The 26468-nt window shown below is 68.3% G+C and carries 23 protein-coding genes and 1 pseudogene; 12 read left to right on the forward strand and 12 right to left on the reverse strand.

Annotation, left to right across the window (positions count from 1 at the left end):
- The first annotated feature begins 467 nt into the window (after positions 1 to 467).
- Both WS61_RS35275 and trpS read left to right on the forward strand, forming a co-directional pair.
- Positions 468 to 623: a hypothetical protein gene (locus WS61_RS35275; protein WP_179949362.1), complete on the forward strand. Its 156-nt coding sequence runs from the start codon at positions 468 to 470 to the stop codon at positions 621 to 623.
- A gap of 209 nt (positions 624 to 832) precedes the next feature.
- Entirely contained in the window at positions 833 to 1846 is a 1014-nt protein-coding gene (gene trpS / locus WS61_RS20630) for a tryptophan--tRNA ligase (RefSeq protein ID WP_059502944.1), read from the forward strand.
- Between the two features lie 9 nt (positions 1847 to 1855).
- Here trpS and WS61_RS20635 read toward each other — a convergent pair whose 3' ends face one another.
- From WS61_RS20635 to WS61_RS20650, 4 genes are all read right to left on the reverse strand, one after another.
- Complete coding sequence (locus WS61_RS20635; RefSeq protein WP_059502946.1) at positions 1856 to 2269, reverse strand: VOC family protein; 414 nt, start codon at positions 2267 to 2269, stop codon at positions 1856 to 1858.
- A gap of 93 nt (positions 2270 to 2362) precedes the next feature.
- A complete protein-coding gene (locus tag WS61_RS20640; protein ID WP_059502948.1) occupies positions 2363 to 3283 on the reverse strand; it encodes a bestrophin family protein in 921 nt (306 codons plus the stop codon).
- A gap of 164 nt (positions 3284 to 3447) precedes the next feature.
- A complete protein-coding gene (gene cydB / locus WS61_RS20645; RefSeq protein ID WP_059502951.1) occupies positions 3448 to 4455 on the reverse strand; it encodes a cytochrome d ubiquinol oxidase subunit II in 1008 nt (335 codons plus the stop codon).
- Positions 4456 to 4457: 2 nt separating this feature from the next.
- Positions 4458 to 5858, reverse strand: a complete 1401-nt coding sequence (locus WS61_RS20650) for a cytochrome ubiquinol oxidase subunit I (protein ID WP_059502953.1) — start codon at positions 5856 to 5858, stop codon at positions 4458 to 4460.
- A 422-nt stretch (positions 5859 to 6280) separates the two neighbouring features.
- Here WS61_RS20650 and fdhD point away from each other — a divergent pair, with 422 nt between their 5' ends.
- The 5 genes from fdhD to moaD all read left to right on the forward strand — a co-directional run bounded on the left by fdhD (position 6281) and on the right by moaD (position 10618).
- Positions 6281 to 7132 carry a formate dehydrogenase accessory sulfurtransferase FdhD gene (gene fdhD, locus WS61_RS20655; protein WP_059502955.1) on the forward strand — a complete coding sequence of 284 codons (852 nt, stop codon included), beginning with the start codon at positions 6281 to 6283 and terminating at the stop codon, positions 7130 to 7132.
- 2 nt (positions 7133 to 7134) lie between these two features.
- Positions 7135 to 8349 (forward strand): gephyrin-like molybdotransferase Glp, encoded by a 1215-nt coding sequence (glp, locus tag WS61_RS20660; RefSeq protein ID WP_095211791.1) that lies wholly within the window; start codon positions 7135 to 7137, stop codon positions 8347 to 8349.
- A gap of 217 nt (positions 8350 to 8566) precedes the next feature.
- Positions 8567 to 9691, forward strand: coding sequence for a GTP 3',8-cyclase MoaA (gene moaA, locus WS61_RS20665; RefSeq protein WP_059502957.1), 1125 nt, complete (start codon positions 8567 to 8569; stop codon positions 9689 to 9691).
- Positions 9692 to 9738: 47 nt separating this feature from the next.
- The gene (locus WS61_RS20670; RefSeq protein ID WP_059502958.1) at positions 9739 to 10308 is read left to right on the forward strand and encodes a molybdenum cofactor biosynthesis protein MoaE; all 570 of its coding nucleotides are present in this window, start codon (positions 9739 to 9741) and stop codon (positions 10306 to 10308) included.
- A 52-nt stretch (positions 10309 to 10360) separates the two neighbouring features.
- Positions 10361 to 10618: a molybdopterin converting factor subunit 1 gene (moaD, locus tag WS61_RS20675; RefSeq protein WP_059502959.1), complete on the forward strand. Its 258-nt coding sequence runs from the start codon at positions 10361 to 10363 to the stop codon at positions 10616 to 10618.
- A gap of 106 nt (positions 10619 to 10724) precedes the next feature.
- Here moaD and WS61_RS20680 read toward each other — a convergent pair whose 3' ends face one another.
- On the reverse strand, positions 10725 to 12071 hold the full coding sequence (locus tag WS61_RS20680) for an aminotransferase class III-fold pyridoxal phosphate-dependent enzyme (protein WP_059502960.1): 1347 nt from the start codon (positions 12069 to 12071) through the stop codon (positions 10725 to 10727).
- Between the two features lie 125 nt (positions 12072 to 12196).
- Here WS61_RS20680 and gcvA point away from each other — a divergent pair, with 125 nt between their 5' ends.
- Complete coding sequence (gene gcvA / locus WS61_RS20685; protein ID WP_059502961.1) at positions 12197 to 13117, forward strand: transcriptional regulator GcvA; 921 nt, start codon at positions 12197 to 12199, stop codon at positions 13115 to 13117.
- 57 nt (positions 13118 to 13174) lie between these two features.
- On the opposite strand, the gene WS61_RS20690 is transcribed toward gcvA, so the two are convergent.
- The gene (locus WS61_RS20690) at positions 13175 to 14599 is read right to left on the reverse strand and encodes a PLP-dependent aminotransferase family protein (RefSeq protein WP_059502962.1); all 1425 of its coding nucleotides are present in this window, start codon (positions 14597 to 14599) and stop codon (positions 13175 to 13177) included.
- 557 nt (positions 14600 to 15156) lie between these two features.
- On the opposite strand from WS61_RS20690, the gene WS61_RS20700 reads away from it, so the two are divergent.
- A complete protein-coding gene (locus tag WS61_RS20700; RefSeq protein WP_059502964.1) occupies positions 15157 to 17334 on the forward strand; it encodes a DUF4132 domain-containing protein in 2178 nt (725 codons plus the stop codon).
- Between the two features lie 14 nt (positions 17335 to 17348).
- Here WS61_RS20700 and WS61_RS20705 read toward each other — a convergent pair whose 3' ends face one another.
- The 6 genes and pseudogenes from WS61_RS20705 to WS61_RS20725 form a co-directional block, all read right to left on the reverse strand.
- A complete protein-coding gene (locus WS61_RS20705) occupies positions 17349 to 18269 on the reverse strand; it encodes a hypothetical protein (RefSeq protein WP_059503041.1) in 921 nt (306 codons plus the stop codon).
- A gap of 86 nt (positions 18270 to 18355) precedes the next feature.
- Entirely contained in the window at positions 18356 to 18679 is a 324-nt protein-coding gene (locus tag WS61_RS20710) for a TfoX/Sxy family protein (protein WP_059502966.1), read from the reverse strand.
- Between the two features lie 164 nt (positions 18680 to 18843).
- Positions 18844 to 20580, reverse strand: coding sequence for a site-specific integrase (locus tag WS61_RS20715; RefSeq protein WP_059502968.1), 1737 nt, complete (start codon positions 20578 to 20580; stop codon positions 18844 to 18846).
- A gap of 149 nt (positions 20581 to 20729) precedes the next feature.
- Positions 20730 to 20852, reverse strand: a pseudogene (locus WS61_RS33900) (MFS transporter); the annotation flags it as partial.
- Between the two features lie 85 nt (positions 20853 to 20937).
- Positions 20938 to 21129, reverse strand: coding sequence for a DUF2964 family protein (locus tag WS61_RS20720; protein WP_059503043.1), 192 nt, complete (start codon positions 21127 to 21129; stop codon positions 20938 to 20940).
- 13 nt (positions 21130 to 21142) lie between these two features.
- Positions 21143 to 21622 (reverse strand): universal stress protein, encoded by a 480-nt coding sequence (locus WS61_RS20725; protein ID WP_059502970.1) that lies wholly within the window; start codon positions 21620 to 21622, stop codon positions 21143 to 21145.
- 296 nt (positions 21623 to 21918) lie between these two features.
- Between WS61_RS20725 and WS61_RS20730 the strand changes: the two genes are divergently transcribed.
- The 3 genes from WS61_RS20730 to WS61_RS20740 all read left to right on the forward strand — a co-directional run bounded on the left by WS61_RS20730 (position 21919) and on the right by WS61_RS20740 (position 26468).
- On the forward strand, positions 21919 to 22680 hold the full coding sequence (locus WS61_RS20730; protein ID WP_059502972.1) for a 2-keto-4-pentenoate hydratase: 762 nt from the start codon (positions 21919 to 21921) through the stop codon (positions 22678 to 22680).
- Positions 22681 to 22711: 31 nt separating this feature from the next.
- Positions 22712 to 24124, forward strand: coding sequence for a hypothetical protein (locus WS61_RS20735; protein ID WP_059502974.1), 1413 nt, complete (start codon positions 22712 to 22714; stop codon positions 24122 to 24124).
- A gap of 175 nt (positions 24125 to 24299) precedes the next feature.
- Entirely contained in the window at positions 24300 to 26468 is a 2169-nt protein-coding gene (locus WS61_RS20740) for a hypothetical protein (RefSeq protein ID WP_059502977.1), read from the forward strand.

The following is a 26468-nucleotide window of genomic DNA, read 5'->3' on the forward strand; positions in this document are numbered from 1 at the left end:
CCTCCTCGGGGGCCGCCCGCGGCACGGGAACGTGAGGTTCGGATTCGGATGGACGCCGCGCCACGGCGGGCTGGTCGGCGTGCTGCAATGGATATCGCATGGGGTTCTCCGGGAAAGGAAGGTGCGACGGCCCGGCCGGAAATTTCGGCGGGACTGTTGCAGGGACGATCCATGCGACGTGTCTGTGAAGTCGACGGTCGCAGCGCGCCGGCCGCGCCCTCCCGACAATTCTTGACTGTGTCCGGCCCATCGAGCTGGTAGGATGCCGGTCACCTTGACGCGGGCAGCCGGCACGGCCTCTCAACCGTCCCCTTTTTCACGTCGCCGCGGCTGGTAAACTTCGCGCTGGGCCCGGACGACCCGGGCCCCGGACAGCACCCCTGCCCCGTAAAACCCGTCATACCCCGGCTCGCCCCGCGCGACCCGTTGCAGTAACCGTTGGAGTGGCGCGCCCCGCGCCTGCAAGCATGAAGAAATCGAAGCAGCCCACCCGTCCCCCACGCGAGAAAGACCGCACGCCGTTCGTCCGCGCCGGCGCATTGCTGCTGATGGCCGGCCTGCTGTACCTGCTGTGGCCGTCCGCCGAAACCGCCTACCTCGCGATGGAATCGGTGATCCGCTGACGTACGCGTCCGCCCACGCACTGCGCTATACTTGCGCGATGGAAACCCGACCCACCCCGCCGATCGCACATTGCTGGTGGTGCGCCTGACCCAGGCGGCCCGTTTCCTTTTGCATGTCCCAAACGTGATGCCGCCAGCGATGGCGGCATTGGCGTTTCTGCGCTGACGTCATCGCTGGCGGCTTCGACAACCCGGAGCCCACGACGACCATGACGCAACCCACCCGCCCGACCATCCTCACCGGCGACCGCACGACCGGCCCGCTGCACCTCGGCCACTACATCGGTTCGCTGCGCGCCCGCGTGCAGATGCAGCACGAAGCGCGGCAATTCCTGCTGCTCGCCGATACGCAGGCGCTGACCGACAACATGGGGCGCCGCCAGCGCGTGACCGACAACGTGATCGAGGTCGCGCTCGACTACCTCGCCGTCGGCATCGATCCGGCGATCTCGACGATCGTCGTGCAGTCGCAGGTGCCCGAACTCGCCGAGCTGTCGCAATACCTGCTCAACCTCGTCACGGTCGCGCGCCTCGAACGCAATCCGACCATCAAGGAAGAAATCCGCCTGCGCGGGTTCGAGCGCGACATCCCGGCCGGCTTCCTGACCTACCCGGTGAGCCAGGCAGCGGACATCACCGCGTTCAAGGCGACCCATGTGCCGGTCGGCGACGATCAGTTGCCGATGATCGAGCAGACCAACGAACTCGTACGCCGCTTCAACGCGACCGTCGATCAGCCGGTGCTGGTCGAGTGCGAGGCCGTGCTGTCGTCGGTCACGCGGCTGCCGGGCATCGACGGCAAGGCGAAGATGAGCAAGTCGCTCGGCAACGCGATCACGCTCGGCTCGACGCCGGACGAGATCGCGCAAGCCGTGAAGGACATGTACACGGATCCGAATCACCTGCGCGTAAGCGACCCGGGCCAGGTCGAAGGCAACGTCGTGTTCACGTTCCTCGACGCGTTCGAGCCGGACGTCGCGAAGGTCGACGAGCTGAAGGCCCACTATCGCCGCGGCGGCCTCGGCGATAGTGTGGTCAAGCGCGTGCTGAACGAGCGGCTGCAGGCGCTGATCGAGCCGATCCGCACGCGCCGCCGCGAGTTCGAGGCCGACAAGGCCGAAGTGATGGCGATCCTGAAGCGCGGCACGCTGCACGCGCGGGAAGTGGCGGGGGCGACGCTCGCGGAGGTGAAGGGGGCGATGGGGCTGACGTATTTCGATTGAGCAGCGCCGTCACGCCCCCTCGCGCACCGCCCCCGCCACATGACACACGGCCTCGACCCGGTTGCCGGCCGGATCGACGAGAAAAGCCGCGTAGTAGTCGCCGTGGTACTGCGGCCGCAATCCAGGGTCGCCGTCGGCCTGTCCGCCCGCGGACAGCCCAGCCTCGAAAAACGCATGCACCTGCTCGCGGGATACGGCCTTGAAACACCAGTGCCGCTTGCTCGCGCCGACTTCGGCGGGATCCAGATACACCGCCAGAAAAGTCGATGCAGGGTCATTCGCGCTGCAACGTTCGCCATAGCCGAGCGCATTGGGCCGGTCATAGACCTTGGTTGCGCCCAGCGCAGCCATGACGGCATCGTAGAAGGGGCGTGCCCGGTCGATATCCGGCACACTGATCGACACGTGATCGAGAAGTTGCATGGTGTTGGCTCCATTGAACGAGCCCGAGTCTACACACTCGTCACCGATCCGACCGATCAACCTCACCGCTGACTGCACTACCGACCCAGCCCCCTACGTGATCTGATACGTCGACGCCGGCACGAACTCCTCGGGCAACGGTCGATCGCCGAGTTCGAGCACCGACCGCTCGATCGTGCGCGTCATCGCATCGAGCGCGAGCGCATTCGGCGCGAGGCCGAACGGCTCGGCCACTTCGTTCGCGATCGCCTCGAGCGCGATCAGCGTGTAGGAAATGAACACGCAGATCAGCGGCGTGAAGAACTCCGTCGAATCGACGAGCCCGAACGGCAGCAGCACGCAATACGCATACACGGTGCGATGGAGCAGCACGCTGTACGAAAACGGGATCGGCGTCGACAGGATGCGCTCGCAACCACCGACCGACTTGCCGAGCTCGTCGAGTTGCGTCTCGAACATCCAGCAGGTCGCGTCGCTGCCGGGCGCGCGCCCCAGCGCATGGACGATGCCGCCGCGCAGTTCGTCGAGGATCGCGACGGGCTTGTAGCATTTGCCGCCGAGCGCGGCCGTGCGCTCCGCTCCGAGAATGCGCAGCAGGTCGTCGGTCGGATCGGTATGACGCAGTTGATGTTTCAACGCATACGCGAGCGCGATCAGCAGATCGGCGAGCCGGTTGCGCTCGGCGTCGCTCACGCTGTCGGGCAGGTAGCGATGCAGTTGCGATGTCACGGCGCGGGCGGCGATCAGCAGGTTGCCCCACAGATGCCGCGCCTCCTTGAAGCGCTCGAAGCTCGCGTTGTTGCGAAACCCGAGGAAGATCGCGAGCGCGAGCCCGAACAGCGTGAAAGGCGCGGTGTTGAGTGGAATCTTCTCGCCGAAGATGCGCCCGTTCGTGAAGACCGCCAGCGTGCTGACGATCGCCATGAACACGAGTTGCGGAATGATCGATTGCAGCACGGAGCCGTTCCATACGAACAGCATCCGGAGCCAGTTCTGTCGTGGTCTGACGATCATGATGTTTTCTCGACTGCCAAAGGAATACGCAACCCGTTGCGCCCGCACCCGATGCGCAACGGCCCGCGCGTGGCGGGCCGCTGTTCGGTCGGGTGCCGGGTCGGGCGCCGCGCTGCGCGCGATGATACGCCAGCCCGCGCCGCACCCGTCACATCGCTTGCCGCTCAGTGATAGCCGATGTCGCCCTCGCGCACCTTGCCGCGGAACACGCGGTACTGCATCGCGTTGTACACGAGGATGATCGGCAGCACGATCACGGTGCCGACGAGCGCGAACAACTGGCTCGAATGGCTCGACGACGCGTCCCAGATCGTCAGCGACGGCGGCACGATGTTCGGCCAGATGCTGATCACGAGCCCCGTGTAGCCGAGGAACACGAGCGCGAGCGTCAACAGGAACGGCGTGGCCTCGTGCGCACGCTTCACCGAGTGGAAGATGCCCCACACGCATGCGACGACGAGGATCGGCACCGGCAGGAACCAGCCGAGGTTGCCGCTGCCGAACCAGCGGTGCGCGACGGCCGGCAGCCCGATCACGGTCCACAGGCTGACCACGCCCATCACCGCGAGCAGCACGCCCGTGAGCGGCTTCATCAGCAACCGCATCTTGCGCTGCAGTTCGCCGTCGACCTTCAGGATCAGCCAGCCGCAGCCGAGCGTCGCATAGGTGACGAGCACGCCGATCCCGCACAGCATGCTGAACGGCGACAGCCAGTCGAACGGCCCGCCCGCGAACCGGTTGTTCTCGATCCTGATGCCCTGCAGCAGCGAACCGAGCACGATCCCCTGGCAGAACGCCGCAAGCGCCGAGCCGCCGATGAACGCAAGGTCCCACATGTGCTGCGTGCGGGTGGCTTTCGCGCGCAGTTCGAACGCGGCGCCCCGGAAGATCAGCCCGACCAGCATCAGCACCAGCGGCAGGTAGTTGGCCGGCAGCAGCGTCGAATACACGACCGGGAATGCACCGTAGAGGCCCGCACCGCCGAGCACGAGGAACGTCTCGTTGCCGTCCCACACCGGCGCGACGGTGTCGAGCATCACCTGGCGCTCGGCCTTCGCGTCGAAGAACGGAAACATGAGCCCGATGCCGAGATCGAAGCCGTCCAGCATCACGTAGATGAATACGCCGAGGCCGATGATCGCGGCCCAGACGACAGGAAGATCGATGTGCATGGTTACTCCGCCTCGGTGACGTTCAGCGGCGTGGACAGCGCGCTCTTGCGCAGCCCCGGATGCCGGTGCAGCTCGATGTAACCGGCCTGGGCAGCCGGCCCGCGCTTCATCAGTTTCATCATGTAGTAAATCCCCGTTCCGAATACCAGGAAGTACACGACCACGAAGATCAGCAGCGACACGCCGACCTGTTGCGCACTGAGCGGCGCGACCGAATCGACGGTGCGCAGCACGCCGTAGACGGTCCACGGCTGGCGCCCGACCTCGGTCGTGATCCAGCCGGCGAGCAACGCGACGATGCCCGACGGCCCCATCGCCACCACGAACCACTGGAACCAGCGTGTCTCGTACAGGCGCCCGCCCTTTCTCAGCAGCAGCCCGAGCAGCGCGGTCAGCAGCATCAGCATCCCGAGGCCGGCCATGATCCGGAACGTCCAGAAGACGATCGGCGAATACGGGCGGTCCTGGGGCGGGAATTCCTTCAGCCCGCGAATCTCGCCGTCCCAGCTGTGCGTGAGGATCAGGCTGCCGAGGTGCGGCACCTGGATCGCATAGCGCGTGGTTTCAGCCTGCATGTCGGGCAGCCCGACGAGGTTCAGCGCGGTGCCGCCCTTCTCGGTTTCCCACAGCCCCTCGATCGCCGCGATCTTCGCCGGCTGGTATTCGCGCGTGTTCAGCCCGTGCGCGTCGCCGACGACGATCTGGATCGGCGCGAGCACCAGCAGCATCCACAGCGCCATCGAGAAACTGCGCTTCACCGGCTCGTCGCGGCGCCCCTTCAACAGGTGCCACGCGCCGCACGCGGCGACGATGAAGCCCGCCACGATGAACGCCGCGATCGTCATGTGCACGAGACGGTAAGGGAACGACGGGTTGAAGATGATCTTGAACCAGTCGACCGGCACGACGAGGCCGTTCTCGATCTTGTAGCCTTGCGGCGTCTGCATGAAGCTGTTCGACGCGAGAATCCAGAACGTCGAGATCAGCGTGCCGACCGCGACCATCAGCGTCGCGAAGAAGTGCGCGCGGGGGCTGACGCGCTGCCAGCCGAACAGCATCACACCGAGGAAGCCGGCTTCGAGGAAGAACGCCGTCAGGACTTCGTACGTGAGCAGCGGCCCCGTGATGTTGCCCGCGACGCGCGAGAAGCCGGCCCAGTTGGTGCCGAACTCGTACGCCATCACGACGCCGGAGACCACCCCCATGCCGAAGCCGATCGCGAAGATCTTCGACCAGAACTGGAACATGGATTTGTAGGCGGCGTCGCCGGTGACGAGATAGCGCCATTCCAGCACCGCCAGGAAGCTCGCCATGCCGATGCTGATCGCGGGGAACACGATGTGGAACGACACCGTGAATGCGAATTGCAATCGGGCGAGATGGAACGCATCGAAGATTTCCATGACCGTAATTTGCTCGTGGTTGTGAGGACGTACGCCCGAAGCAGGAAATCGCGCGACGACTTGGCGACAACACATGCGAACACAAGCTGTCACTCGCATGGCATCGAAGCGTGAATGACGATATCGCGTTTGCAACGATACTCGCAATCACTCGAACGTGCGCTGAAACTGTGCTGCTGGCGCCGCCGAAGATGTGTGCACGGAAAACATATTCCGTGCCCACGGGACGGTCAGCTGTACTGCTTTCCGCGTGGCGGCGCTGTGCCTGCGACGCACTGTTCACCCCGCTTAACATGTCATGCAACGCCCGCCCACGGCGGTCGCGCGCCCTTCGGCGCCCGCCCGGCGGCATCGATTCCCGTCGTTCGGCGCATGCGCCGTACCCGGCCGGCCCGCCGGCCGCCCCGCCTGGAGAAACCTGCATGACCCACCGCGACGATCCGACCGGCAGCACCGCGTGTCAGGTGACGCGCCATCGCGCCGGCGACGCGTGCGACACCGTCGATCGCGTCGTCGACGAAACCCCGGTTGCACTCGTGTTCAACGGCATCGCGCACACTGTCATGATGGCGACGCCGATCGACCTCGACGCGTTCGGCCTCGGCTTCGCGTTGAGCGAAGGCATCGTCGAGCGCGCGTCGGACGTCTTCGACGTCGAAAGCGAATGCCGGCCCGGCAGCGCCGAAGTGCGGCTCACCGTGTCGCAGCAGGCGTTCATGGCGCTGAAGGCGCACCGCCGCGCGCTGGCCGGCCGCACGGGCTGCGGCGTGTGCGGCATCGAAAGCATCGCGCAGCTCGACCTGCAGCCGCCGCGGATCGCGGCCGCCGGCACGGCCGCGGGCATCGGCGCCGACGCGATCGCGCGCGCCGCGCGTGCGTTGCCGGCCCGGCAGACGCTGATGCGCGAGACGGGCGGCATCCACGCGGCCGCGTGGTGCGACCGCGACGGCGCCGTACTCGACGTGTTCGAGGACGTCGGCCGCCACAACGCGCTCGACAAGCTGATCGGGCGGCTCGCGCGCCGCCGCGCCGACCTGTGCGCCGGTTTCGTGTTCCTGTCGAGCCGCGCGAGCTACGAATTGGTGCGCAAGGCCGCGCGGGTCGGCATTCCGATGCTCGCGACGATCTCGGCGCCGACGTCGCTCGCGATCGACGTCGCCCGCGAAGCCGGCGTGCGATTACTCGGTTTCTGCCGCAACGATGGCTTCGTCGAATACGTGTCGCCCGCCGCCGTTCACCTCGACCCACCGGCGCACCCGGCCCACTCGTCATGAAACTGAAACACCTGTTCGATTTCGATGCCGCGCAGCAGCAATTCGCCGGCGCATTCGCGCCGCTCGAGGCCGCCGCGTCCGTGCCCGTCGCGCAAGCGGCCGGCCATGTGCTGGCCGCGCCGCTGACCGCGGTGCTCGACCAGCCGCCGGCCGACCAGAGCGCGATGGACGGCTACGCCGTGCGGTACGCCGACCTCGCACACGGCGAGCCGCTGCGCGTCGCGCAGCGCTGCTATGCCGGCGACATGCCGGCGCCGCTGGCGCCACGCACGGCCGCACGCATCTTCACCGGCAGCCTGATTCCGCCCGGCGCCGACACCGTCGTGATGCAGGAGCATGCGCACGAACGGGACGGCGGCGTCACGTTCGACGCGCCCCAACGCAGCGGGTCGCACATCCGCCGCCGCGGCGAGGAAGTGCGCGCCGGCGATCGGCTCGTGCCGGCCGGCGTGCGGATGGGCGCGATGCACGTCGGCGTGGCCGCCGCGCAAGGGTTGGCACGGATCGACGTCCGCGCGGCACTGCGCGTCGGCATCCTGACGACCGGCGATGAACTGGTCGCATGCGGCCAGTCGCGTGCGCCACAGCAGATCTACAACAGCAACGCACCAATGCTCGCTGCGCTGGTCGCGAGCACCGGCGCCGACGTCGCGATGTGCATGCATTCGGCCGATACGGCGGCCGCCGTCGATCGGGCACTGCGCGACCTGCACGCGCACTGCGACCTCGTGATCTGCGTCGGCGGCGCGTCGGTCGGCGACAAGGACCTGCTGCGCCCCGCGCTGGCCGCGCTCGGCGCGTCGTTCATCGTCGCCGGCGTGCGCATGAAGCCCGGCAAGCCGGTCGCGCTCGCGCGGTTCGATACGCGGCCGGTGGTGCTGCTGCCCGGCAATCCGGGCGCCGCGATGACGACGTTCGCGCTGTTCGTCGCGCCGCTGATCCGCCGCCTGCAGGGGCGCGACGCGTGCCTGCCGATCGTGCCGTCGCTGCCGATCGACACCGGTTTCGAGCCGGATGCGCAGCGCGAGCGCTTCGTGCGCGTGCGCCGTACGGTGGGTGCCGATGGCGCGCCCGTACTCGATACGTTGCGCCAGCAAGGCGCCGGCACGCTGCAGTCGCTCGTGCTGGCCAGCGGGCTCGCGCGGCTGCCGGCCGGGCGCACCGTCGCGCGCGGCGACGCGGTTCCGTACTACGAATTCGCGCACTGGCTCGCATGAGCACGACGCCGACTACCCGCCCGGCGCAACGCATTCGCGCCATTCGCCGCGCCTGTCGCGCGTCCCGCGCGGCGAACTGTATTCCTGCAATTCGGGCACGATTGTGTCTCTGCCGGAAAAATCCGCCGGACTATGCTCACGATGAGGCTCGTCACGACCTGTGCGCCGACACGTCGGCACCCGCACGGCCGGGTGGCGATGCCTCTCCGCTTACTTCATGCAGGCCGACGACCCGATCGTGAATGCCATCGTTTCCGCCGCGCCGGCCGCCGCCGCTTCGTCCGGCGGCGCATCGCCCGGCGCTTTCTCCCGGCCGTCCGACACGCTCGGCCGTCCGTTGCGCGACCTGCGCCTGTCCGTCATCGACCAGTGCAATTTCCGCTGCGGCTACTGCATGCCGCGCGAAAGTTTCGGCGCGGACTACGCTTTCATGCCGTCGTCCGAACGATTGTCGTTCGCGCAACTGGAAAAGATCGCGCGCGCCTTCACGTCGCTCGGCGTCGAGAAGATCCGCATCACGGGCGGCGAGCCGCTGCTGCGCCGCCATCTCGAAGCGCTGATCGAACGGCTTGCCGCGCTGACGACCGTCGACGGCAAGCCCGTCGAAATCGCGCTGACGACCAACGGCTCGCTGCTCGCCGCGAAGGCACGCGCGTTGCGCGATGCGGGTCTGTCGCGCGTGACCGTGAGCCTCGATGCGCTCGACGATGCGGTGTTCCGCCGGATGAGCGACGCCGACGTGCCGGTGTCGCGCGTGCTGGCCGGCATCGAGGCCGCGCATGCAGCCGGGCTCGCGCCTGTGAAGGTCAACGCGGTGATCGAGCGCGGCGTCAACGACGACCAGATCCTGCCGCTCGTGCGGCACTTCCGGCACACGGGCGTGGCCGTGCGTTTCATCGAATACATGGATGTCGGCGGCGCAAGCTTCTGGTCCGGCGACAAAGTCGTGCCGGCCGCGCGGATGCGCGAGCTGATCGACGCACACTACCCGCTCGTGCTGGTCGGCGAACCGGGGCACGACGCCACCGCGATCCGTTGCGCGCACATCGACGGCGCAGGCGAAGTCGGCTTCATCGCGAGCGTGTCGCATCCGTTTTGCGGTACCTGCTCGCGCGCCCGCGTGTCGGCCGACGGCCAGTTGTATACGTGCCTGTTCGCAATGCAAGGCACCGACCTGCGACCGTGGCTCGGCAATGCGGTGTCGGCCGGCGATCTCGCCGCCGCCGTGCGCACATGCTGGACGCAGCGCGACGACCGCTATTCCGAGCGCCGGGCCGCACGGCCGGCCCGCGCGCCGGGCAAGACCTATCCGACCGTGCGCATGTCGCTCGTCGGCGGCTGACGGGCCGCCGCGCGACACAGGATGCGCCGCCCACTGGAGAACCTGTCATGACGACCTTCACCGAATCCCGCGCCGGGCTGCTGGACGATCCGCTGCGTGCCGGCAGCGCGCCGCCCGTCGATGCAGCCGCGCCGCATCCCGAATCGGCGCCCGCCATTGCCGCCGGATTCGAAGTGCGCGTGCAGCATGCGCCGATCGACGCGGGCGCGGAGCTTGCGCCGATCGTTCGCAATCCGAATGTCGGTGCGGTCGTGAATTTTCTTGGGGTCGTGCGCAAGGAAGGCGACGTCGACGACGTCGTCGCACTGGAAGTCGAGCACTACCCGACGATGACAGAACAGGCACTGTGGAGCATCGTCGAGGAAGCGACTGCGCGCTGGCGGCTCGAAGCGGTCAGGATCGTGCACCGCGTCGGCCGCATTCCGCTCGGCCAGCCCGTCGTGCTCGTCGTGGTCGCCGCCGCGCATCGCGCATCCGCGTTCGATGCGTGCGAATTCCTGATGGACTTCCTGAAGACCCATGCGCCGTTCTGGAAGAAGGAGATCCGGCACGACGGCGAATCCGGCTGGGTCGAGGCGAAGGCGCACGACGACCAGGCGATGCGGCGCTGGGGCTGATCGCGTTCGCTTCGCGTTTTCCGATTCCGCCGCTCCTGATAGAGACATCGCAATGAAACTGACGATCAAATATTTCGCAAGCATTCGCGAACGACTCGATCTCGACGAGGAAACCGTCGAGATCGATGCGCGCGAACTCACCGTCGACGCGCTGCGCGGCACGCTGGCCGCGCGCGACGCGCGCAGCGCCGACGCGCTTCGGATGGACCGCCCCGTGCGCGCGGCCGTGAACCTCGAAATGGTGACCGGGGAATTCGTCGTACGGGAGGACAGCGAGGTCGCGTTCTTTCCGCCGGTGACGGGGGGATGAAGTCACGTCGCGCGACGCCGGCTTCGATGTCGATCCTTCATGCCTCACCACGCGGCACCCCGCGTCGCCACGCCATCCGCTTCGCGATACGGAATGTCCTCGCAGGTCATCGCGCAGTCTCCAACACCGTCAGCGCCGCATCGAGCGCGTCGAGCCCCTCGTCCAGTTCCGTGCGCGAGATGACGAACGGCGGCGTCACGATCACCACGTTGTAGCGCCCGTACGCGTGGACGCCACGCTTCAGCAACTCACCATAGAACGCGCGCATCGGCGCCGCTCCCGCCGGGTGGTGCCATTCGACGAACGGCTCCCGGGTTTCGCGATCGCGCACCAGCTCGATGCCGAACTGGGCGCCCATGCCCCGCACGTCGCCGACCGACGGATGACGCTCAGCCAGCTCGCCGAGACCGTCGCGCAGCCAGCCCTCGATCTCGCGCGCCCGCTCGAACAAGCCCTCCTCAAGATAGACCTTCAGCGCCGCGAGGCCGCCGGCGACGGCCAGCACGTGGCCCGCATGCGTGTGGCCCACGTCGAAGAGTTCCGTATCGAAGTGGCGGGCCACGCGCTCGCGCACCAGGACACCGCCGAGCGGCGTGTACGAAGCGCTGGCCCCCTTGGCGAACGAAATCAGGTCCGGCAATACGCCGACGCGCTCGGCGCAGAACGATGCCCCCGTGCGCCCGAAGCCCGTCATGATCTCGTCGAAGATCAGCAGGATGCCGTGCCGGTCGCACAGGTCGCGAACGCCTTCGAGATAGCCCGGCGGGTAGACGACGACACCGCTGGATCCGGTCATCGGCTCCATCAGGATCGCGGCCACGTTTTGCGCGCCTTCATGCGAAAGGATGCGTGCCAGATGATCGAGGGCGCGGCGGGTCTCCTCGGCCGGCTCCGACGTATGGAACGGGCTGCGGTACGGGTACGGCGCAAAAAATTTCACCATGCCCGGCAGCGCCGGGAACGGATCGCGCCAGCGGTCCACGCCTGTCATCGCGCTCGCGCCGAGGGTGCCGCCGTGATACGACCGATAGGCGGTCAGCACCTTGGGCCGGCGTGTCACCAGCCGCGCGATCTTCACCGCGTCGTCGTTCGCTTCGGCGCCGCCGCTGGTGAAGTGCACGCGCAGCCCCTCCGGCCACGGCGAAACGCTGTTCAGAAGTTCCGCATATTCGGCGCGCACGTCGTTGAAGTAGCTGGGCGCGACCGAGCACATGCGCGCGGCCTGCGCCTGGATCGCCTGCACCACCTTCGGATGGCCATGACCCAACGACACCGCGACATAGCCGCTGGTGAGGTCCAGGTAACGCTTGCCGTTCGTATCGTAGAAGTAGCATCCGTGCGCATGCGTGATGACCGGCGGATTGAGCCCGCCCTGGACCGCCCAGGGCACGAGCACCTTTCGAAACGACGACGCGAGCGCGGGATTCGACTCGCCGTGAATGCTGAGATCCATGTTGACTCCGGAAATGGCATGGCCCACTATTTCTGAGCCTCGTGACAGAAGGCTTCCAGATTAAGCACGCATTTCCCGCGCAACAAATCAAACGTTTCCACACTGAGCCGCAATTTGATTGAGTCATGCCACGACAACTTCCGCCCCTGCTCTCCGTGCGCGCATTCGAGGCCGCTGCGCGCCATGGCGGCTTCGCCCGTGCGGGTGACGAGCTATGCGTCACTTCCGGTGCAGTGGGACATCAGGTGCGGCTGCTGGAGGAGTGGCTGGGCACGCCGCTGTTCATGCGTGGCGCCCGGTCCGTCCAGTTGACGGAGATCGGACGGCGGTACTTCGTCGAAATCGAGCGCTTGATGGACGAGCTCGAGCGCGCGTCGCTCGGCATCCGGCAAGCCGCGGATTCGCCGGAGGTCACGGTCACCGCGATGCCGTCGTTCGTCACGCGTTGGCTGATGCCGCGCCTGGGCGAGTTCCGGCGACTGCATCCCGATATCGAGGTGCGCCTGCTGGCTTCGGTACCCGCCGTCGACTTCAGCCGCGAGCGCGTGGACGTGGCGATCCGCCTGGGTCTGGGCCCCTATCCGGGGCTCGTCGCGGATACGCTGATGTCGGAGACGTTCCTCGCGGTCGGCCAACCGTCGCTATGCAAGCCGTTGCGCACCGTGGACGACGTGCTGCGTGCAACCCTGCTGCACGACGAATACGAGGCCCGCATTCCGGAGCAGGTGGACTGGGTGCGCTGGTGCCGGATGCAGGACGTGCACGCGAGCACGGCGCGTTTGCGACAGGGGCCGAGCTTTTCGCATACCTATCTGACGCTCGATGCCGCGATCGCGGGCCAGGGCGTGGCCGTGGCGTCGGACGTCCTCGCCGCCGATGCGGTCAGGCAGGGGCTGTTGGCCATTGCGCCGGGCAACCCGGTGCGGGGGCCCTACAGCTACCACCTGCTGACGACACGTGCGGCCACCGCGCGGCCGCCAATCGACGCCTTCTGCAGTTGGCTGCGATCGGCCGCACGGTCGTTTTCGGCAGCCGGTTGGGGTTGAACGACATGAATCGCACGCGGCGTGTCCCGACGCCCGCGATCCACGTCGTCCGCCCGTTCACCGCATGCACGCCGCAGCCAACTTCCCGACCGCAATCACCGCCTGCTCGATCTCCGGCGACCACGGGCTGCTGTAGTTCAGGCGGATGAAGTTCCGGTAGTTGTCGGTGATCGAGAACATGTAGCCCGGCCCGATCGTGATCCCCTGCTCCAGCGCGAGCTGATACAACCGCATCGCGTCGACCTGCGCGGGCAACTCGACCCACAGCACGTAACCGCCTGCCGGGCTCGACATGCGCGTGCCTTCCGGAAAGAACCGCGACACCATCGCGCGCATCAGGTTCGCCTGCTGCGCATACGCCTTGCGCAAGCGCCGCAGGTGATGCTCGTAGCCGTCCCGTTCCAGAAACTCCGCGATCGCCAGTTGCGGCAACGACGGCGTCGCGAGCGTATTCAGGAACTTCAGTTTCTCGACCTGTTCGCGATAGCGGCCCGGCAGCGCCCAGCCGATCCGGTACGCGGCCGTCAGGCTCTTCGAGAACGACGAACAATGCAGCACGATCCCGCTACGGTCGTACGACTTCAGCGAGCTCGGATGCGTGTCGCCGAAATACAGTTCGTTGTACACGCCGTTCTCGATGATCGGCATCCCGGCTTTCGTTGCAAACTCAACCAGTTCGCGCTTGCGCTCGTCCGGCATCTGGAAGCCCAGCGGGTTCTGGAAGTTCGGCATCACCATGCACGCGGCGATCGGCTGCGACTTCGCGATCGCAGCCAGCGCCGCGATGTCGATTCCGTATTCCGGATGCGTGGCGACCTCGATCGCCTTCATCCCCATCCGCTCGATCGCATGCAGCATCGCGTAGAACGTCGGCGACTCCACCGCTATCGTGTCGCCCGGCTTCGCGACCGCCTGCAGGCACAGGTTGATCGCCTCCGTCGCGCCGACCGTCACGATGATCTCGTTCGGATCCACCGACATCCCGTTTTCCAGGTAGCGGCGCGCGATCTGCCGGATCAGCCGCGGGTGGCCCGGCGGCAACCCGTCGGTCACGCCCCACAGCGATTTGTCGCGGCCCGCCGCGTATGCGTAGCGATTGAGCTTCTCGAACGGAAACGGGCTCGGGTCCGGATACGGCGAACCGAGCGGCACCGCGTCGTCCGTGCCGATCGAGCGCAGCGTCGACAGTACGAGCCGGCTCACGTCGACCGACGACGAGATCGCGATCGGCTTCGACGGCCTCAGCTCGCGCACCGGCGCGTGACCGTCGTCGCGACGCAGGTTCACGAAATAGCCCGACTGCGGCCGGCTTTCGAGCAGCCCGCGGCTTTCCAGCAACAGATACGCATGCAGCACGGTCGTGATGCTGATCCGGTGCTGCTGGCTCGCCTGCCGCACCGACGGAATCCGGTCGCCGTGCCGGTACACGCCCTGGCGAATCAGGCGCTCGATGTCGTCCGCGAGTTTTTCATAGAGTTTCATCGTGCGTCTCCCGCGGGCGGGCGCAGCCGCGCCGCCACGCCATGTGCATCCGACACGCACGCGTTTTGCCCGCCGACCGGGCCGTCGTGATTCCTGATCTTTCCCTCCGGTTTTGCCTTTTCCATCGCACTGGCTCTCTCTTGAAGATGCGCCGGCAGGGTTCCGAACCAGCTGGATCCGCGGCACTGTGCACTTGATTAGCGAATCTTAAGAGAAGAACAGTTGGCGGCGAGTACACACATCGAACGCGCGGACAAGAGTACAGTTCGGCGCGAGTCGCGTATCGCGGGAAAACTGTACGTCTTATGAAATGGCCGGACGGTCGGTCGGCCGGCTCGGAGCGGCCGAACCGGCCCGGGAGGGCCGGCGCATGGGCCTCCGCGCGATCGGATCAATCAGGGTGCGATACTGTGCGCCCCACCGGGTTTTTCACTGCGAGAGCGAGACCATGCAGTACACGATCGAACACGTAGCCCGCTTCGGCGGCGCGATACGCGTCGCGCGACCGGTATGGAAGAAATCGTGCCGGAACGCCGCAGCCGGCCGGGAGCGCGTGCATGACTGACCACGCCCTCGTTGCACTGCTGGTCGCGCGCCTGACCGACCCGACCGCCCCCTCGGGCTCCGTCGACGAGCCGATCGACCTGTCGACGCTCGACGCGCCTGCGCTCGGCGCCGTGTGGCCGGCTTTCCGGCGCGTCGAGCACGAGCTCCTCGTGCGCGACCAAGCGTTCGACGATCCGCGTGCTGTATTCGCGTGCTGGCTGCGTCGGCAGATCGACGCGCTCGGCCTCGTGCCGCTCATCGATGCCGACGCGGCGCTCGAACTGTTCCGCGCCATTCCGGCCGGCGGATGGAAACGCGCGCTGGAGGATCTGCCGAGTCTCGACGCGCTGCCGTCGGCCGCGCTGCAGGCCGAACTCGCGCGGATCGCCGGCGAACCGGAAGAAGGTGGATTGCGCGCGGCATCCGCCTATGCCGCGTATGCGCTCGACCGGTTCGCCGGCCGCCGCGACTTCTCGGCACGGCACGAAGCCTATGCGCAGGCGCTGGCCGATTCGCCGTTTCGCGTGCGCGAACTCGACGTGTTGCCCGAACTCGGCCCGGCCGCGCTGCTCGCACTGGCTGCGACGAACGACGGCTATTTCGCGCCGAAGCGGCTGTGGCTCGACCTCAGCGATCCGGCCGTGACGCTCGCGGAAGAGGCCGCGTACGTCGCGTTCGCGCGCGACGCGCTGACCGAAGCCGCGCGACAGGTCGCCGCGCTGCATGCCGGCACCGTGCCTTACGAAGCCGATCGCGCGTTCACGACCGAGGACGCGCAAGTTCTGTCACGCGCCGCGCGCGTGGCCGCCTATCGCGACGAGGCATGGTTGCGGCCGCTGATCGGGCCGCTGCTGACGGGCGTATGCGTCGCGCCGACGGCCGCGAAAACCGCGCCGTCGCAATCGCTCGCCATCGCGCTCGGCCATGCGATCGAGACGATCCCGACACCCGAGAGCGTGCGCGCGCTGCGCGACGCGCTGGCCGTCGTCCGTCACGCGGGCGTGCAGAAGAAACTCGCGCGCAACCTGAAGCCGGCCGAACGCGCACTGGGCGAGCGGCCGCGCACCGCGCTGCGGATGACGCTCGACGCGAAGCCCGACAAGAAGCAGCTCGCGATGCTCGCCACGTGCATGGAGGCCGGCTTCTGGCAGCCGATGACGCTCGGCCACGCCGAATGGCGCGAGCGGCTCGTCGACGCGCCGGCCGGCGCCGCGTTCTCGGCGCGGATGATCTGGCTGGCACAAAACAACGGCGACGGTTCGACGCAATCGTTCATCCCCGACATCGCCAAAGGCAAGGTCGTGCTGCGCGATGCGGCCGGCCAGGCGTGCGAGATCGCCGACGACTGCGAGATCCGGCTATGGCACCCGTTGCTGGCCGACGCGGACGAGCGGCTCGCGTGGCAGCGTACGTTCGTCGGCCGTTCGCTGCGACAACCGGTCAGGCAGGCGTTCCGCGAGTACTACGTGGCGAGCGATGGCGACGCATCGGCCAGCGATTCCGCAATGTTCGAAGGCCACGTGCTGTCGAGCCGGCCGCTGCTCGGCGTCGCGCGCCGCGAAGGCTGGTCGATCCGCGCGTACGACGACGCGCTCGTCCGCGAATTCGGCGACGTGCGCGCGACCTTCGTCGTCGATGCGCGGCTTTATCCCGGCTCGGAAAGCCACGGTACGTCGCGCCGGCTGCACTTCGAACGCCGACACGGCGCACGGTGGCTGCCGGTGCCGATCGGCGAAATCGATCGTGTGGTGTTCTCCGAAGTGGCGCGTGCGGTCGACCTGCTCGTGAGCGTGTCCGCGTTCGCGCTCGACGACGACGCGACGCATGCGGCAGTCGCCGCACGCACGACGGACCCGGTCCGCCAGCGCGATATCGAGACGGAACGCCGGGACCGCCTGAACCGATTGTCGGATCTACCGCTGGGCGTGATGGCGCGGCATCGCAAGCACGTGCTGTCGCTCGTGTTCGCCGATGCGCTCGCGCAAGGAAGAATGACGATCGACGAACGTCATGTGCGCGTCGGCGCATGGTCGGTGCATTGCGCGACGGGCCGCGTGACGCGCGACGGCGAACCCGTCGATGCGACGACCGCCCCGCCGCCGTCGCCACTGCGCGCGGTGCCTTGGCTGCCTTACGACGAAGCGCTGCTGCAGCGGATCGTCGACGTCGTCGCGGGGTTGCTCGATTGAGCGGCGGGCGGCGCCTACTTCGCCGTCTGCTGCCGCTGCACCTCCTGCGCTTTCATCTGCAGATACGCGCCGCGCTCCACTTCGTGCAGTTGCTGCGGGTACTGCTCGGTCGCGTCGAACCAGCGCGCGAGGCGCGCATCGAGCGGCTTGTCGAGCGTCGCGAGATACGTGTCGATCGCGAGGTAGTAGCGCATCGTGTTGCGCTCCAGCAGCCCGCGCACGCCGCCGACGTACCGCGGCTGCGCGGCCGACGCGGCGCCGACGGTCGTGAACCCGACCTTGTCGCTGCCGACGGTCGCGAGATAGGTCTTCATCGCCATCCGGCCGACCGTGCCGAAGCCATACGAATACGTGAGGTGCAGAAACGTGCGCGACGCGCCGACCGGCACGGCCTCGAGCGCGATCCGGTAATCCTTCGTGCCCATCGGGCCGCTGTCGGCGGTCAGGTCGACCTGGAAATAATCGGGCGTCGCGGCCGCCACGCGGTAGCGGAACTGCACGCGATAGGTGTCCGACAGCTTTTGCTCGATCTTGCGGCCGAGGTTCACGTCGAGCACCGCGCCGTTGGCGCCGCTCGATGCGTGACAGTACTTCGTGTTCAGGTGCAGGATCAGCACCGCGCACCAGTTCTCGGGGCCTCGTGCGGGATCGTTGAGCTGGCCGTTCACCACCGCGAACGGATAATCGACGACCGCATAGATGTCGCCCTTCAGCGACGACGACGCTTCCGACGATTCAAGCACCAGGGGCCGGTGAAACGCATTGTCCTTCAGTTGCGGGCCGAGGCTGCGGTAGCGGTCGAGCAGCGCGGCCGCGCCGTTCGCGCCCTCCGCGCCGAACGACAGCGCGCTCCAGCCTACGCACAGGGTCACGACGAGCGCGCGCCAGGCGCGGCGCGCCAGCCGCGTGCCGCGCGACGGTCCGGATGTCTCCATGTTGGTACTCCCTGGCGCACGATGGTCGCGCGCATGTGTCACAGAATACGCCTGCCGGCTGCGCGGCGCGGCATCCGACTCGATCGTCATCGGCCGCGCTTCACCGGCAGCGGCAATTGCGCGGCGGTGATCCGGATCAGCGTCGACAGCCATTCGCGATCGTCCCAGCGATCGCCGGCGATGACGAGATGCGGCTTCGCGGCCGGATACGGCGGGGCTTCGTCGCACGCGCCGAGATACGCGCGGCCTTCGGGCGTCGGCTTGACGAACAGCCGGTCGTCGCAGACGAGCGCGACCATCCTGCCGTCGCAATAGATGCCGTATTCGCCGAACATCTTGCGCGCCGATACCGTACCGGCCGCCGCGATCTGCTCGACGATGAAATCGACCGTGCGCTGGCTCGATGCCATCCGCCGCTCCCGATGAAAAAGTTTATGACCGTCGTGCGCGCCGGACCGTTCCGCCTTGTCTGCCGATACGCTGCGGTGCGTCATTCATTCGCGGACGCGAAACGCGCCCAGGCATCGACCGCTGCCGTCGTGTGCGCGGTGCCGGCCGGCAGCTTCCGACTCGCCTACTTGTCCACGCCGAACGCACTCGACATCTGCCGCGCCCGCTTCACGTCGTCGCCATGCAGATAGATCGACGTCGTCGAGATCGACGCATGCCGCAGGTTGTCGCGCACCGTCGTCAGCTCCGCGCCGCGCGCCAGCGCGTGCGTCGCATGCGTATGCCGCATCCAATGCGGGCTCGCCTGGCGCAGCTTGTGCGCGAGCGCCGGGTGGTCGGCCTCGATGCTATCGGCCGTCTGCACGAAGAAACGCTGCATCACCTTCCACAGCCGCACGCTCGTGATCGCGGCCGCGTCGTCTTCCGCGAGGCTCGGAATCAGCGGCGTATCGGGCCGCCAGCGCACCGGCGTGACCGGCAACCGGCGCGCGACCAGATAGCGATCGAGCGCCGTGCGCGCCAGCGGCGGCAGCGCGACGCGGGCGGCCTTGCGGCCCTTGCCGATCACCTTCAGCCACGCGTCGCCATGCGCGTCCGTCCCGATGTCGCCGAGCGTCGCGCCGACCAGTTCGCTCGCGCGCAGCCCGGTCGCATAGCCGAAATCGAGAATGAAGCGCAGCCGTTGCGCGGCGGCCGGCGTCCAGCCCGACTGCGGCGCAGCGTCGCCCGTGCGCTTGCGGAATTCGAGCCCGTCGGCGATCGTGCGAACCAGCAGCCACTCGCCTTCGGTAAACGCGTGCGACGTATCGAGTGCGGTCGCGCCGCGCGTGTCGCGCACCTTCACGCCGGCGAACGGATTCGCGAGCAGGTAGCGCTGCTCGATCAGCCAGCGGAACAGCGCGCCGAGCACCGACAGCGTGTACGCCGCGGACCGCGCGGACAACGCGCCCGAAAACGGTCGCCAGTCGGGCGCGCCGCGCGGCCGCACGGGGCCGACCCAGCGTTCGTGCGGCGTCGGCCGCCGGATGAACGCGCGATACGCGAGCGCATCCTCGGTCGTCAGCGACGACAGCGCGCGGCCGCGCTCGACGATCGCCCACAGGATCAGCCGCTCGGCCTCCTTCCGGTATGCACGCCGCGTCGCGGCCGATTCGTGCAGCGATAGCCACGCATGCACGGCCGCGTAATCGTTGTCCGCATCGAGCGTGCTGCTCGCGCGCGGCGCGCGGAACGTGCCGGCCGAGCCGTCGACTTCGTGCGGCAGCTTCAATTGCTCCCACGGCACGATGCTGCCGCGCGGCGTCGCGGCGATCAGCGCACGCGCGCGTTCAGTCAGCTCCGGATGCGCGGCGAAGAACGCCTCGATGCGCCGCGCGCTGGCCATGCCGAGCCCCGCGATCGCACGCCACCACTGACGCCGGCGCGGAATCCGCACGGTCAGGTCGGCGAGCGTCGCGATCCCGTGCGCACGCAACGCCGCGACCGCGCGCGCCGGCAACCACAGGCCGACGTCGTCGCCGATCTGCGGGACCGGCGCGCGCGCATGACGCAGCAGGCCGATCGCGTCGGTTGCCGCCTTCGCCTCCCGCAAACGCTCACCGTCCGGATGACCGAGCCGTTCCGCGAGATCGGCACGGCCCACCTGCCGCGCGACGCGCACGAGGCGCCGGCGAATGGCGCCGATCACGCCGCGCGCCGACCGTCCGTCGCCGAGCCGGTCGGGCAGGTAGCGCTCGACGGCCTGGCGCACGGTCATGCCCGCGTACCACGCGCGCAGTGCGGCCAGTTCGTCGGCGTCGGGAAAACCTGCGGGCGCAGGCGCGGAATCGGGGGAAAGCGGTGAAGCGAGGCGCGGTTTCATGGGCGCCAGTTTGACAGAAGCGCGCGCGGCCGGATACGCCGCCCGCCCCCTCCCGAACGGGAAGATGCGCGTGCGCGGCCGCGAACCCTGCGGGCAGCGCGCCAGCACATCGGATCGGTCGAAAAACGTCAGCCCGTGACGACGGGTGTGCGCCACACGGAGCCCGGCAGCGAGAGGCCGGTCGCGGACGCGGACGCCATCACAAGCGACATCCCGTATTCGCTCTTCAGGTACTGCGTAATCCACGGCGACAGCGCGGTGAAGCCCTCGAATCGGGCGAACCCGGGGCGGAGCAACGGCTGTCGCCGGTCGTCGCAAAACCGAGGCCGGACATGCGCCGCCCCTCCTCCATGCGGGTCACGCCTCGTCTTTCGGCCCCGGGTTCAGCATCACGACGAAGCCGGCCACGCCGACGATCAACGCAACGGCGCCGCCGCGCAGCGCCGTCGTCGCATCGAACAGCAGGCCCGTCACGACGGCCATCATGCCGGCGAGCGACACGAACACGGCGATCGCCGCGACGACGATCCGGTACTGGCGGCGTATCATCGTGCGCGCCGCGTCATGCCGCGGCCGCGGCCGCCGGCTCGTCGGCGTCGTCGCCACGAATCAACAGCACCGGGCACTTCGAGCCGCGCACGAAACGCTCGGCGACGCTGCCGAGCAGCACGCGCCGGATGCCGCGCCGCCCGTGCGTGCCGACCACCGCGAGATCGATCCCGCGCTCCTTCACGTAACGTTGCAGGCGTTCCGCGACGTCCTCGCCGATGCTCTCGGTCTCGACGAGTTCGGCTTCGCCTTTCGCGCCGGCCAGCGCGACGATCCGTTCGGCTTCGCGCAGCACCTTGCGCCCGTCGTCGCGAATTTCCTCGACGAGCGCGTGCGGATCGAGACGGCCGGCATACGTGAACAGCGCCGACTTGTCGACCACGTATACGACGCTGACGTGCGTATCGCCCGCCAGCGCCACCTTCACGGCCTCGGCCAGCGCCCGCTTCGACGAAGCGCTGCCGTCGACGGCCACCATGATCTTCTCGTACATGCGAACCTCGCTGGGGTGAGTTGCCGCGCGCGCCGTCGCGCCCGGCCATGTCTCCATCATCGGCCGACGGCGGGTTCGAATATTGACGGCGATCAAGTCCGGCGGCGACCGCGCATGCGGCGAAACGGCGCGACGGGAAGGGAGAAGCTTGCGTTGCCGGCCAGGCCGCGAACCGGGCCGGCCATGCGTGCGCCGACGCGCTATCGAGCGGCCATCGCGCCGAAGGCGCTATCATCGGATGTGCGACTTTCGTCCGGCCCTTTTTTCCGGCCCCACTTTCGACTCGCTCAACCGACATGACAACGACTACCGAACGCGTGGACGGCGCCGCCCAGCATCTCGTCGCCGCCCGCCATGCCGGCGCGCCCGGCCCGCTGTTGCCCGATGCACTGCGCCCCGACGACATCGACACCGCGCTCGCGATCCAGCAGCGCGTGGCCGTTCTGCTCGGCGAACCCGTCGGCGGATGGAAATGCGCGCTGCCGCCGCCCGATCGCGTGATCCTCGCGCCGATCTTCGCGTCGACGATCCGCGAAGCCGATGCACCGTACCGCGTCGTCGGCGGGCCGATCGTGCGGATCGAACCGGAAATCGCGTTCGTGCTCGACCGCGACCTGCCCGCGCGCGAGCAACCGTACGCCGAAGGCGACGTGCGGGCGGCGATCCGGGAAGTGCGCGTCGTGCTCGAGATACTCGGCTGCCGCTATGCGAAGCCGGCGCGCGCGTCGAAGTTCGAGCTGCTGGCCGACGGGCAATTCAACCAGGGACTGTGCGTCGGCCCGGCCGTGCCCGACGGCTTGAACGCGCCGCTCGCGACGCTGGCGCTGTCGTTCGAAGGCGCGCTGAACCGTACGATCGACGGCCTCCATCCGGACGGCGATCCGCTGAAGCCGCTGGTGTGGCTCGTCAACTTCCTCGCGTCGCGCGGCGATGCGGTGCGCGCCGGCCAGATCGTGACGACCGGCTCGTACGCGGGTGCGATCGAGGTGCCGCTCGGCGATGCGCTGACGGTCCGCTTCGGCGAGCTCGGCAGCCTGTCGGTGACGTTGACCGCGTGACGGGTCACGTCGCTTTCACGCCCGATCCGCCATGTCGCTGACACCGCTGCCCGCCCTGCTCGATGCCACCCTGCGCACCGTCGCGCGCCGTTATCGGCTGCCGCCGCTCGACCGCGCGTCGTCGCTGACCGACGCGACGAACCCGGCCACCGCGCTGGCGGTCGTGATCGAGGAAGCGCGCAGGATGCAGGCGGACGGCCACGCGCCCGGCGCGGACCTGCGGCAGCGCTTCATCGATGCGCTCGCACGGATGATCCGCGATGCGATGGATCCGTCATCCGGCGATCCGTCGTTTCAGGCATCGGTGCTGCGCCACGATGCGCCGAACGTACGCGAATACGCGTCGTTGTCCGCGCACGCCGAGCAGGACCGGCGCGCGCTCCACGCGGCCGTCAATGCGATCGCGCACCCGGCCAAGCTCGAGCGCAGCGCGCAGGCCTGGCAACGCGACGGCCTCGCGCGCCTGCATGCGGCCGCGACCTCGGCGGCGTGGGTCGAGCTGCGTGCCGCACTCGCGCAATTGCTCGCGCTGCCCGAGATGGCGACCGATGCGGCATTCGAGCAGGACATCGTCAAACTCAAGGACAGCCCCGCGCTCGAACGCACGCTGCGACTCGATGCGCTGGCCGCGGAAGAAGACGTGCGTCGCTACCGCGCGCTGTGGGTCCGTCAAGGCCCGCTCGTCGGCAGCACGGCCGCCGTCGCGCAAGGCGCGGCGTCCCAGCAGCGCGGCGCGGCCGTCGAAGCGCTGGCCGCGCAGGCGCTCGACGCGCTGGCGCGCAGGCTCGACGCGGTGGACGAGCAGCGCACCTACCGCGTGGTCACGTCGATGCGCGTGCCGTCGTCGATCCCGGGCCGGCACGAGCGCGCGAAAACCGAATGGGATGCGATCCTGCTCGAACGCGCGCGCGGCGGCGACCCGGCGCTCGCGTGGAACGTGCGCTTTCTCGTCGAAGCGAAGGCATCCGCGGATGCCGCGACCACCGACCTGCCGCGGCTGCTGCGCGGCCTGAACCTGCTCGCGCAGGCAGCGCCCGACACGGTCTATGCATTCGAGACGCACCAGGGCACGGTGCGCGTGCATGGCGCATCGCTGCACGCGTTGACGACCGACGAAACGGCGCTGCCACGCGAGGTGCTGTATTGCTGCGACGCGTCCGCGGACGCGACACCGCGCCTGCTGGGCGCCACGAGCCGGATGCAGTTGCTGTCGGCACAGGCCAGCCTCGAATACGCGAGCGCGCTCGCGCGGCAACCGGATGCCGATCCGGACGGCCTCGGCGTCATCTGGCACGCGCTGCTGACCCTGCCGCAGTGGCAAGCCGTGCTGCATCAATACCCGTCGTTGCGGCAGGTCCGCGAGCTGATGGTGGCCATCGACGACTTGCGGGCCGCGCTCGACGAGATGGACGACGGAGGCATCGCCACCAGCGTGTACGCGTGATGCGCGAGCGCGGTCGCCGTACGACGCTCACGCACGGCCGGCCCAGTTGGCGAGCACCTCGAACGGCAGCATTCATCGCGTGAGCCATCACGCCTCGTCAGGTACGATACGCGCCGGGGCCGACCGCGCCCCCTGAGAGAACCGGCCGTCGCGGCCCCTACCCGACACAAGAAAAATGCGAAGAAACCCGATGCTGCACCGAAACCTGTTCGCCGCGCTGGCGGCCGGCCTGCTCTGGATGCCGGCCGCCCATGCCAGTGGAGACGATGGCTGCTACGTGCCGAACACGCTCCGGCAAACTTCATACTCATGCGGCAACGTGCCGATGCTGACGCCCGCCAACGACACGCGCATCAACGCGATGCTGATGATGGTCGACAGCGGCAAGGTCGCGCAGGTGTTTCCGGACCCGAAGACCATCCCGGCGAAAGAGCGGGTCGACCGGATCGTCGTGCCGTTCCCGATGGATTTCTCCGGATGGATCTATATCGGCCAGAAGGAGCCCGACCAGACCGGCGGCGCAGCAGATGCAGGTGCGTCGTCGAACCGGTACGCGGACGGCGAAGGCAGCATCTGCCGCAGCATGAGCGCGGGCGCGGAAGCGTTCAACGACGCACTGGCCGGCGCCGGCGGCCTGCCCGCCGACGAAGCAGCGCGCCTGCGCGCGGCACGCGCCGACATCGCGCAGAAGACCTGTGCCGCGGGCGGCGCGAGCGCCGCGTGGACGAAGCCGCCGGTCAAGTCGCCGCTCGGCCAGCAGTTCGCCGCGTACCTCGACGGCACGAACGCGTTCTACCGCGCCGACTTCCTCACCGCGACCCGCGCCTTCGCGAACGCGTCGCACAGCGCGGACCCGTGGCTGAAGGAAACCGGCCTCTACATGGCCGGGCGCGCGCAGTTGAACGCGGCGCAGGCCAACGTATTCGACAACGACAGCCCGACGCCGACGCGCGCGCGCGTGTCGAAGGTGTCGCTCGACGCGGCGAACACGGTGTTCCGGACCTACCTGAAGGTGTATCCGAAGGGGCGCTACGCGGTGTCCGCGAGCGGGCTGTTGCGGCGTGTCGCGTGGCTCGACGGCAACGTCACGCAGCAGGCCGACCTGTACGGCCATGCGCTCGCGCGCTGGTCGCCGGCGACGTCGAACGTGCCGCTGATGCAGCTGGCGAACGAATTCGACAGCAAGCTGCTGTTCGGCTCGGCATTCGACGCGAGCCAGATCCAGTCGCCGACCGTGCTCGCCACCGTCGACCTGCTGCGCATGCGTGCGTCGGACAGCAGCGATCCGAGCCGCAAGCCGATGACGCTCGACGAGTTGCAGGCGCAGAAGCCGCGCTTCGCGAACGCGCCCGCGCTGTACGACTACCTGCTCGCAACGTGGTACGTGCAGATCGGGCACAAGCCGGATGCCGCCCTCGACCTGCTGCCGCAAACGCCCGCCGCGCCGCTCGACTACTTCGGTCTGAGCCAGCAGGCGCTGCGCGGGTTCGCGCTGGAGGATAGCGGCCAGAACGACAAGGCCCGCCAGTTGTGGCGCGACCTGATCCCGCTCGCGGCATTCCGCTTCCAGCGCGAAATGCTGGAACTCGCGCTCGCGATCAACCTGGAGCAGGCCGGGCTCGTCAACGACGCATTCGCCGACGATTCACCCGTGCAGAACGCCGCGATCCGCGCGGTGCTGCTGCAGCGCGCGGCCAATGCCGACCTGCTGCGCGCGCAGGCGCGGAATCGCGCGACCGGCAGCGCGCTGCGCGACACCGCGCTGTACACGCTGCTGTACAAGGAGCTCACGCGTTCGCACTACGCGGATTTCATCGCCGACACGGCGCTGGTGTCCGGCACGCCCGCCGATCCGTTGAAGCCGTTCGTCGCAGCCGGTGCGAAAAACGCAGACGGCTACACGTGCCCCTCGGCGCGCGACATCGCCGCGACGCTGCAGCAGAATCCCGCCGATCCGAAAGGACTGAACTGCCTGGCCGATTTCGTGCGGCTTCATCCGCCGGTGCCCGGCCTCGAAATCGATCCGGTGCCGTCGTGGGTCCGCAATGCGTCGAGCACGGCCACCACGCGCGTGCCGCCGACGCTCGGCGACGCGCCGTCGCAGTTCGCGGGCAAGCCGTACGAGCGGATGTCGAGCTACGTGACGGTGATGGCGGATACGCAGGCGGACCCGAACGACCGCGCGTACGCGTTCTATCGCGCGATCAAGTGCTACGAGCCGAGCGGCTCCAACGAGTGCGGCGGCAAGGAAGTGTCGAAGAGCACGCGCAAGCGCTGGTTCGACACGCTGAAGACCGCCTATGCGGGCAGCCCGTGGGCGCGGAAGCTTCGCTACTACTGGTAA

The sequence above is a fragment of the Burkholderia sp. ABCPW 11 genome (assembly GCF_001523445.1).
Lineage (GTDB): Bacteria > Pseudomonadota > Gammaproteobacteria > Burkholderiales > Burkholderiaceae > Burkholderia.

Bases quoted from the DNA above. Each gene is read 5' to 3' on its own strand.
- WS61_RS20690 (WP_059502962.1), bottom strand. From the start codon at position 14,599: ATGAAACTCTATGAAAAACTCGCGGACGACATCGAGCGCCTGATTCGC.
- WS61_RS20740 (WP_059502977.1), top strand. From the start codon at position 24,300: ATGCGAAGAAACCCGATGCTGCACCGAAACCTGTTCGCCGCGCTGGCG.
- WS61_RS35275 (WP_179949362.1), top strand. From the start codon at position 468: ATGAAGAAATCGAAGCAGCCCACCCGTCCCCCACGCGAGAAAGACCGC.
- WS61_RS20650 (WP_059502953.1), bottom strand. From the start codon at position 5,858: ATGGAAATCTTCGATGCGTTCCATCTCGCCCGATTGCAATTCGCATTC.
- moaA (WP_059502957.1), top strand. From the start codon at position 8,567: ATGCAGGCCGACGACCCGATCGTGAATGCCATCGTTTCCGCCGCGCCG.
- WS61_RS20730 (WP_059502972.1), top strand. From the start codon at position 21,919: ATGACAACGACTACCGAACGCGTGGACGGCGCCGCCCAGCATCTCGTC.
- WS61_RS20710 (WP_059502966.1), bottom strand. From the start codon at position 18,679: ATGGCATCGAGCCAGCGCACGGTCGATTTCATCGTCGAGCAGATCGCG.
- WS61_RS20720 (WP_059503043.1), bottom strand. From the start codon at position 21,129: ATGATACGCCGCCAGTACCGGATCGTCGTCGCGGCGATCGCCGTGTTC.
- WS61_RS20640 (WP_059502948.1), bottom strand. From the start codon at position 3,283: ATGATCGTCAGACCACGACAGAACTGGCTCCGGATGCTGTTCGTATGG.
- WS61_RS20700 (WP_059502964.1), top strand. From the start codon at position 15,157: ATGACTGACCACGCCCTCGTTGCACTGCTGGTCGCGCGCCTGACCGAC.
- WS61_RS20705 (WP_059503041.1), bottom strand. From the start codon at position 18,269: ATGGAGACATCCGGACCGTCGCGCGGCACGCGGCTGGCGCGCCGCGCC.
- fdhD (WP_059502955.1), top strand. From the start codon at position 6,281: ATGACCCACCGCGACGATCCGACCGGCAGCACCGCGTGTCAGGTGACG.
- WS61_RS20670 (WP_059502958.1), top strand. From the start codon at position 9,739: ATGACGACCTTCACCGAATCCCGCGCCGGGCTGCTGGACGATCCGCTG.
- moaD (WP_059502959.1), top strand. From the start codon at position 10,361: ATGAAACTGACGATCAAATATTTCGCAAGCATTCGCGAACGACTCGAT.
- cydB (WP_059502951.1), bottom strand. From the start codon at position 4,455: ATGCACATCGATCTTCCTGTCGTCTGGGCCGCGATCATCGGCCTCGGC.
- WS61_RS20715 (WP_059502968.1), bottom strand. From the start codon at position 20,580: ATGAAACCGCGCCTCGCTTCACCGCTTTCCCCCGATTCCGCGCCTGCG.
- WS61_RS20725 (WP_059502970.1), bottom strand. From the start codon at position 21,622: ATGTACGAGAAGATCATGGTGGCCGTCGACGGCAGCGCTTCGTCGAAG.
- WS61_RS20680 (WP_059502960.1), bottom strand. From the start codon at position 12,071: ATGGATCTCAGCATTCACGGCGAGTCGAATCCCGCGCTCGCGTCGTCG.
- gcvA (WP_059502961.1), top strand. From the start codon at position 12,197: ATGCCACGACAACTTCCGCCCCTGCTCTCCGTGCGCGCATTCGAGGCC.
- trpS (WP_059502944.1), top strand. From the start codon at position 833: ATGACGCAACCCACCCGCCCGACCATCCTCACCGGCGACCGCACGACC.
- WS61_RS20735 (WP_059502974.1), top strand. From the start codon at position 22,712: ATGTCGCTGACACCGCTGCCCGCCCTGCTCGATGCCACCCTGCGCACC.
- WS61_RS20635 (WP_059502946.1), bottom strand. From the start codon at position 2,269: ATGCAACTTCTCGATCACGTGTCGATCAGTGTGCCGGATATCGACCGG.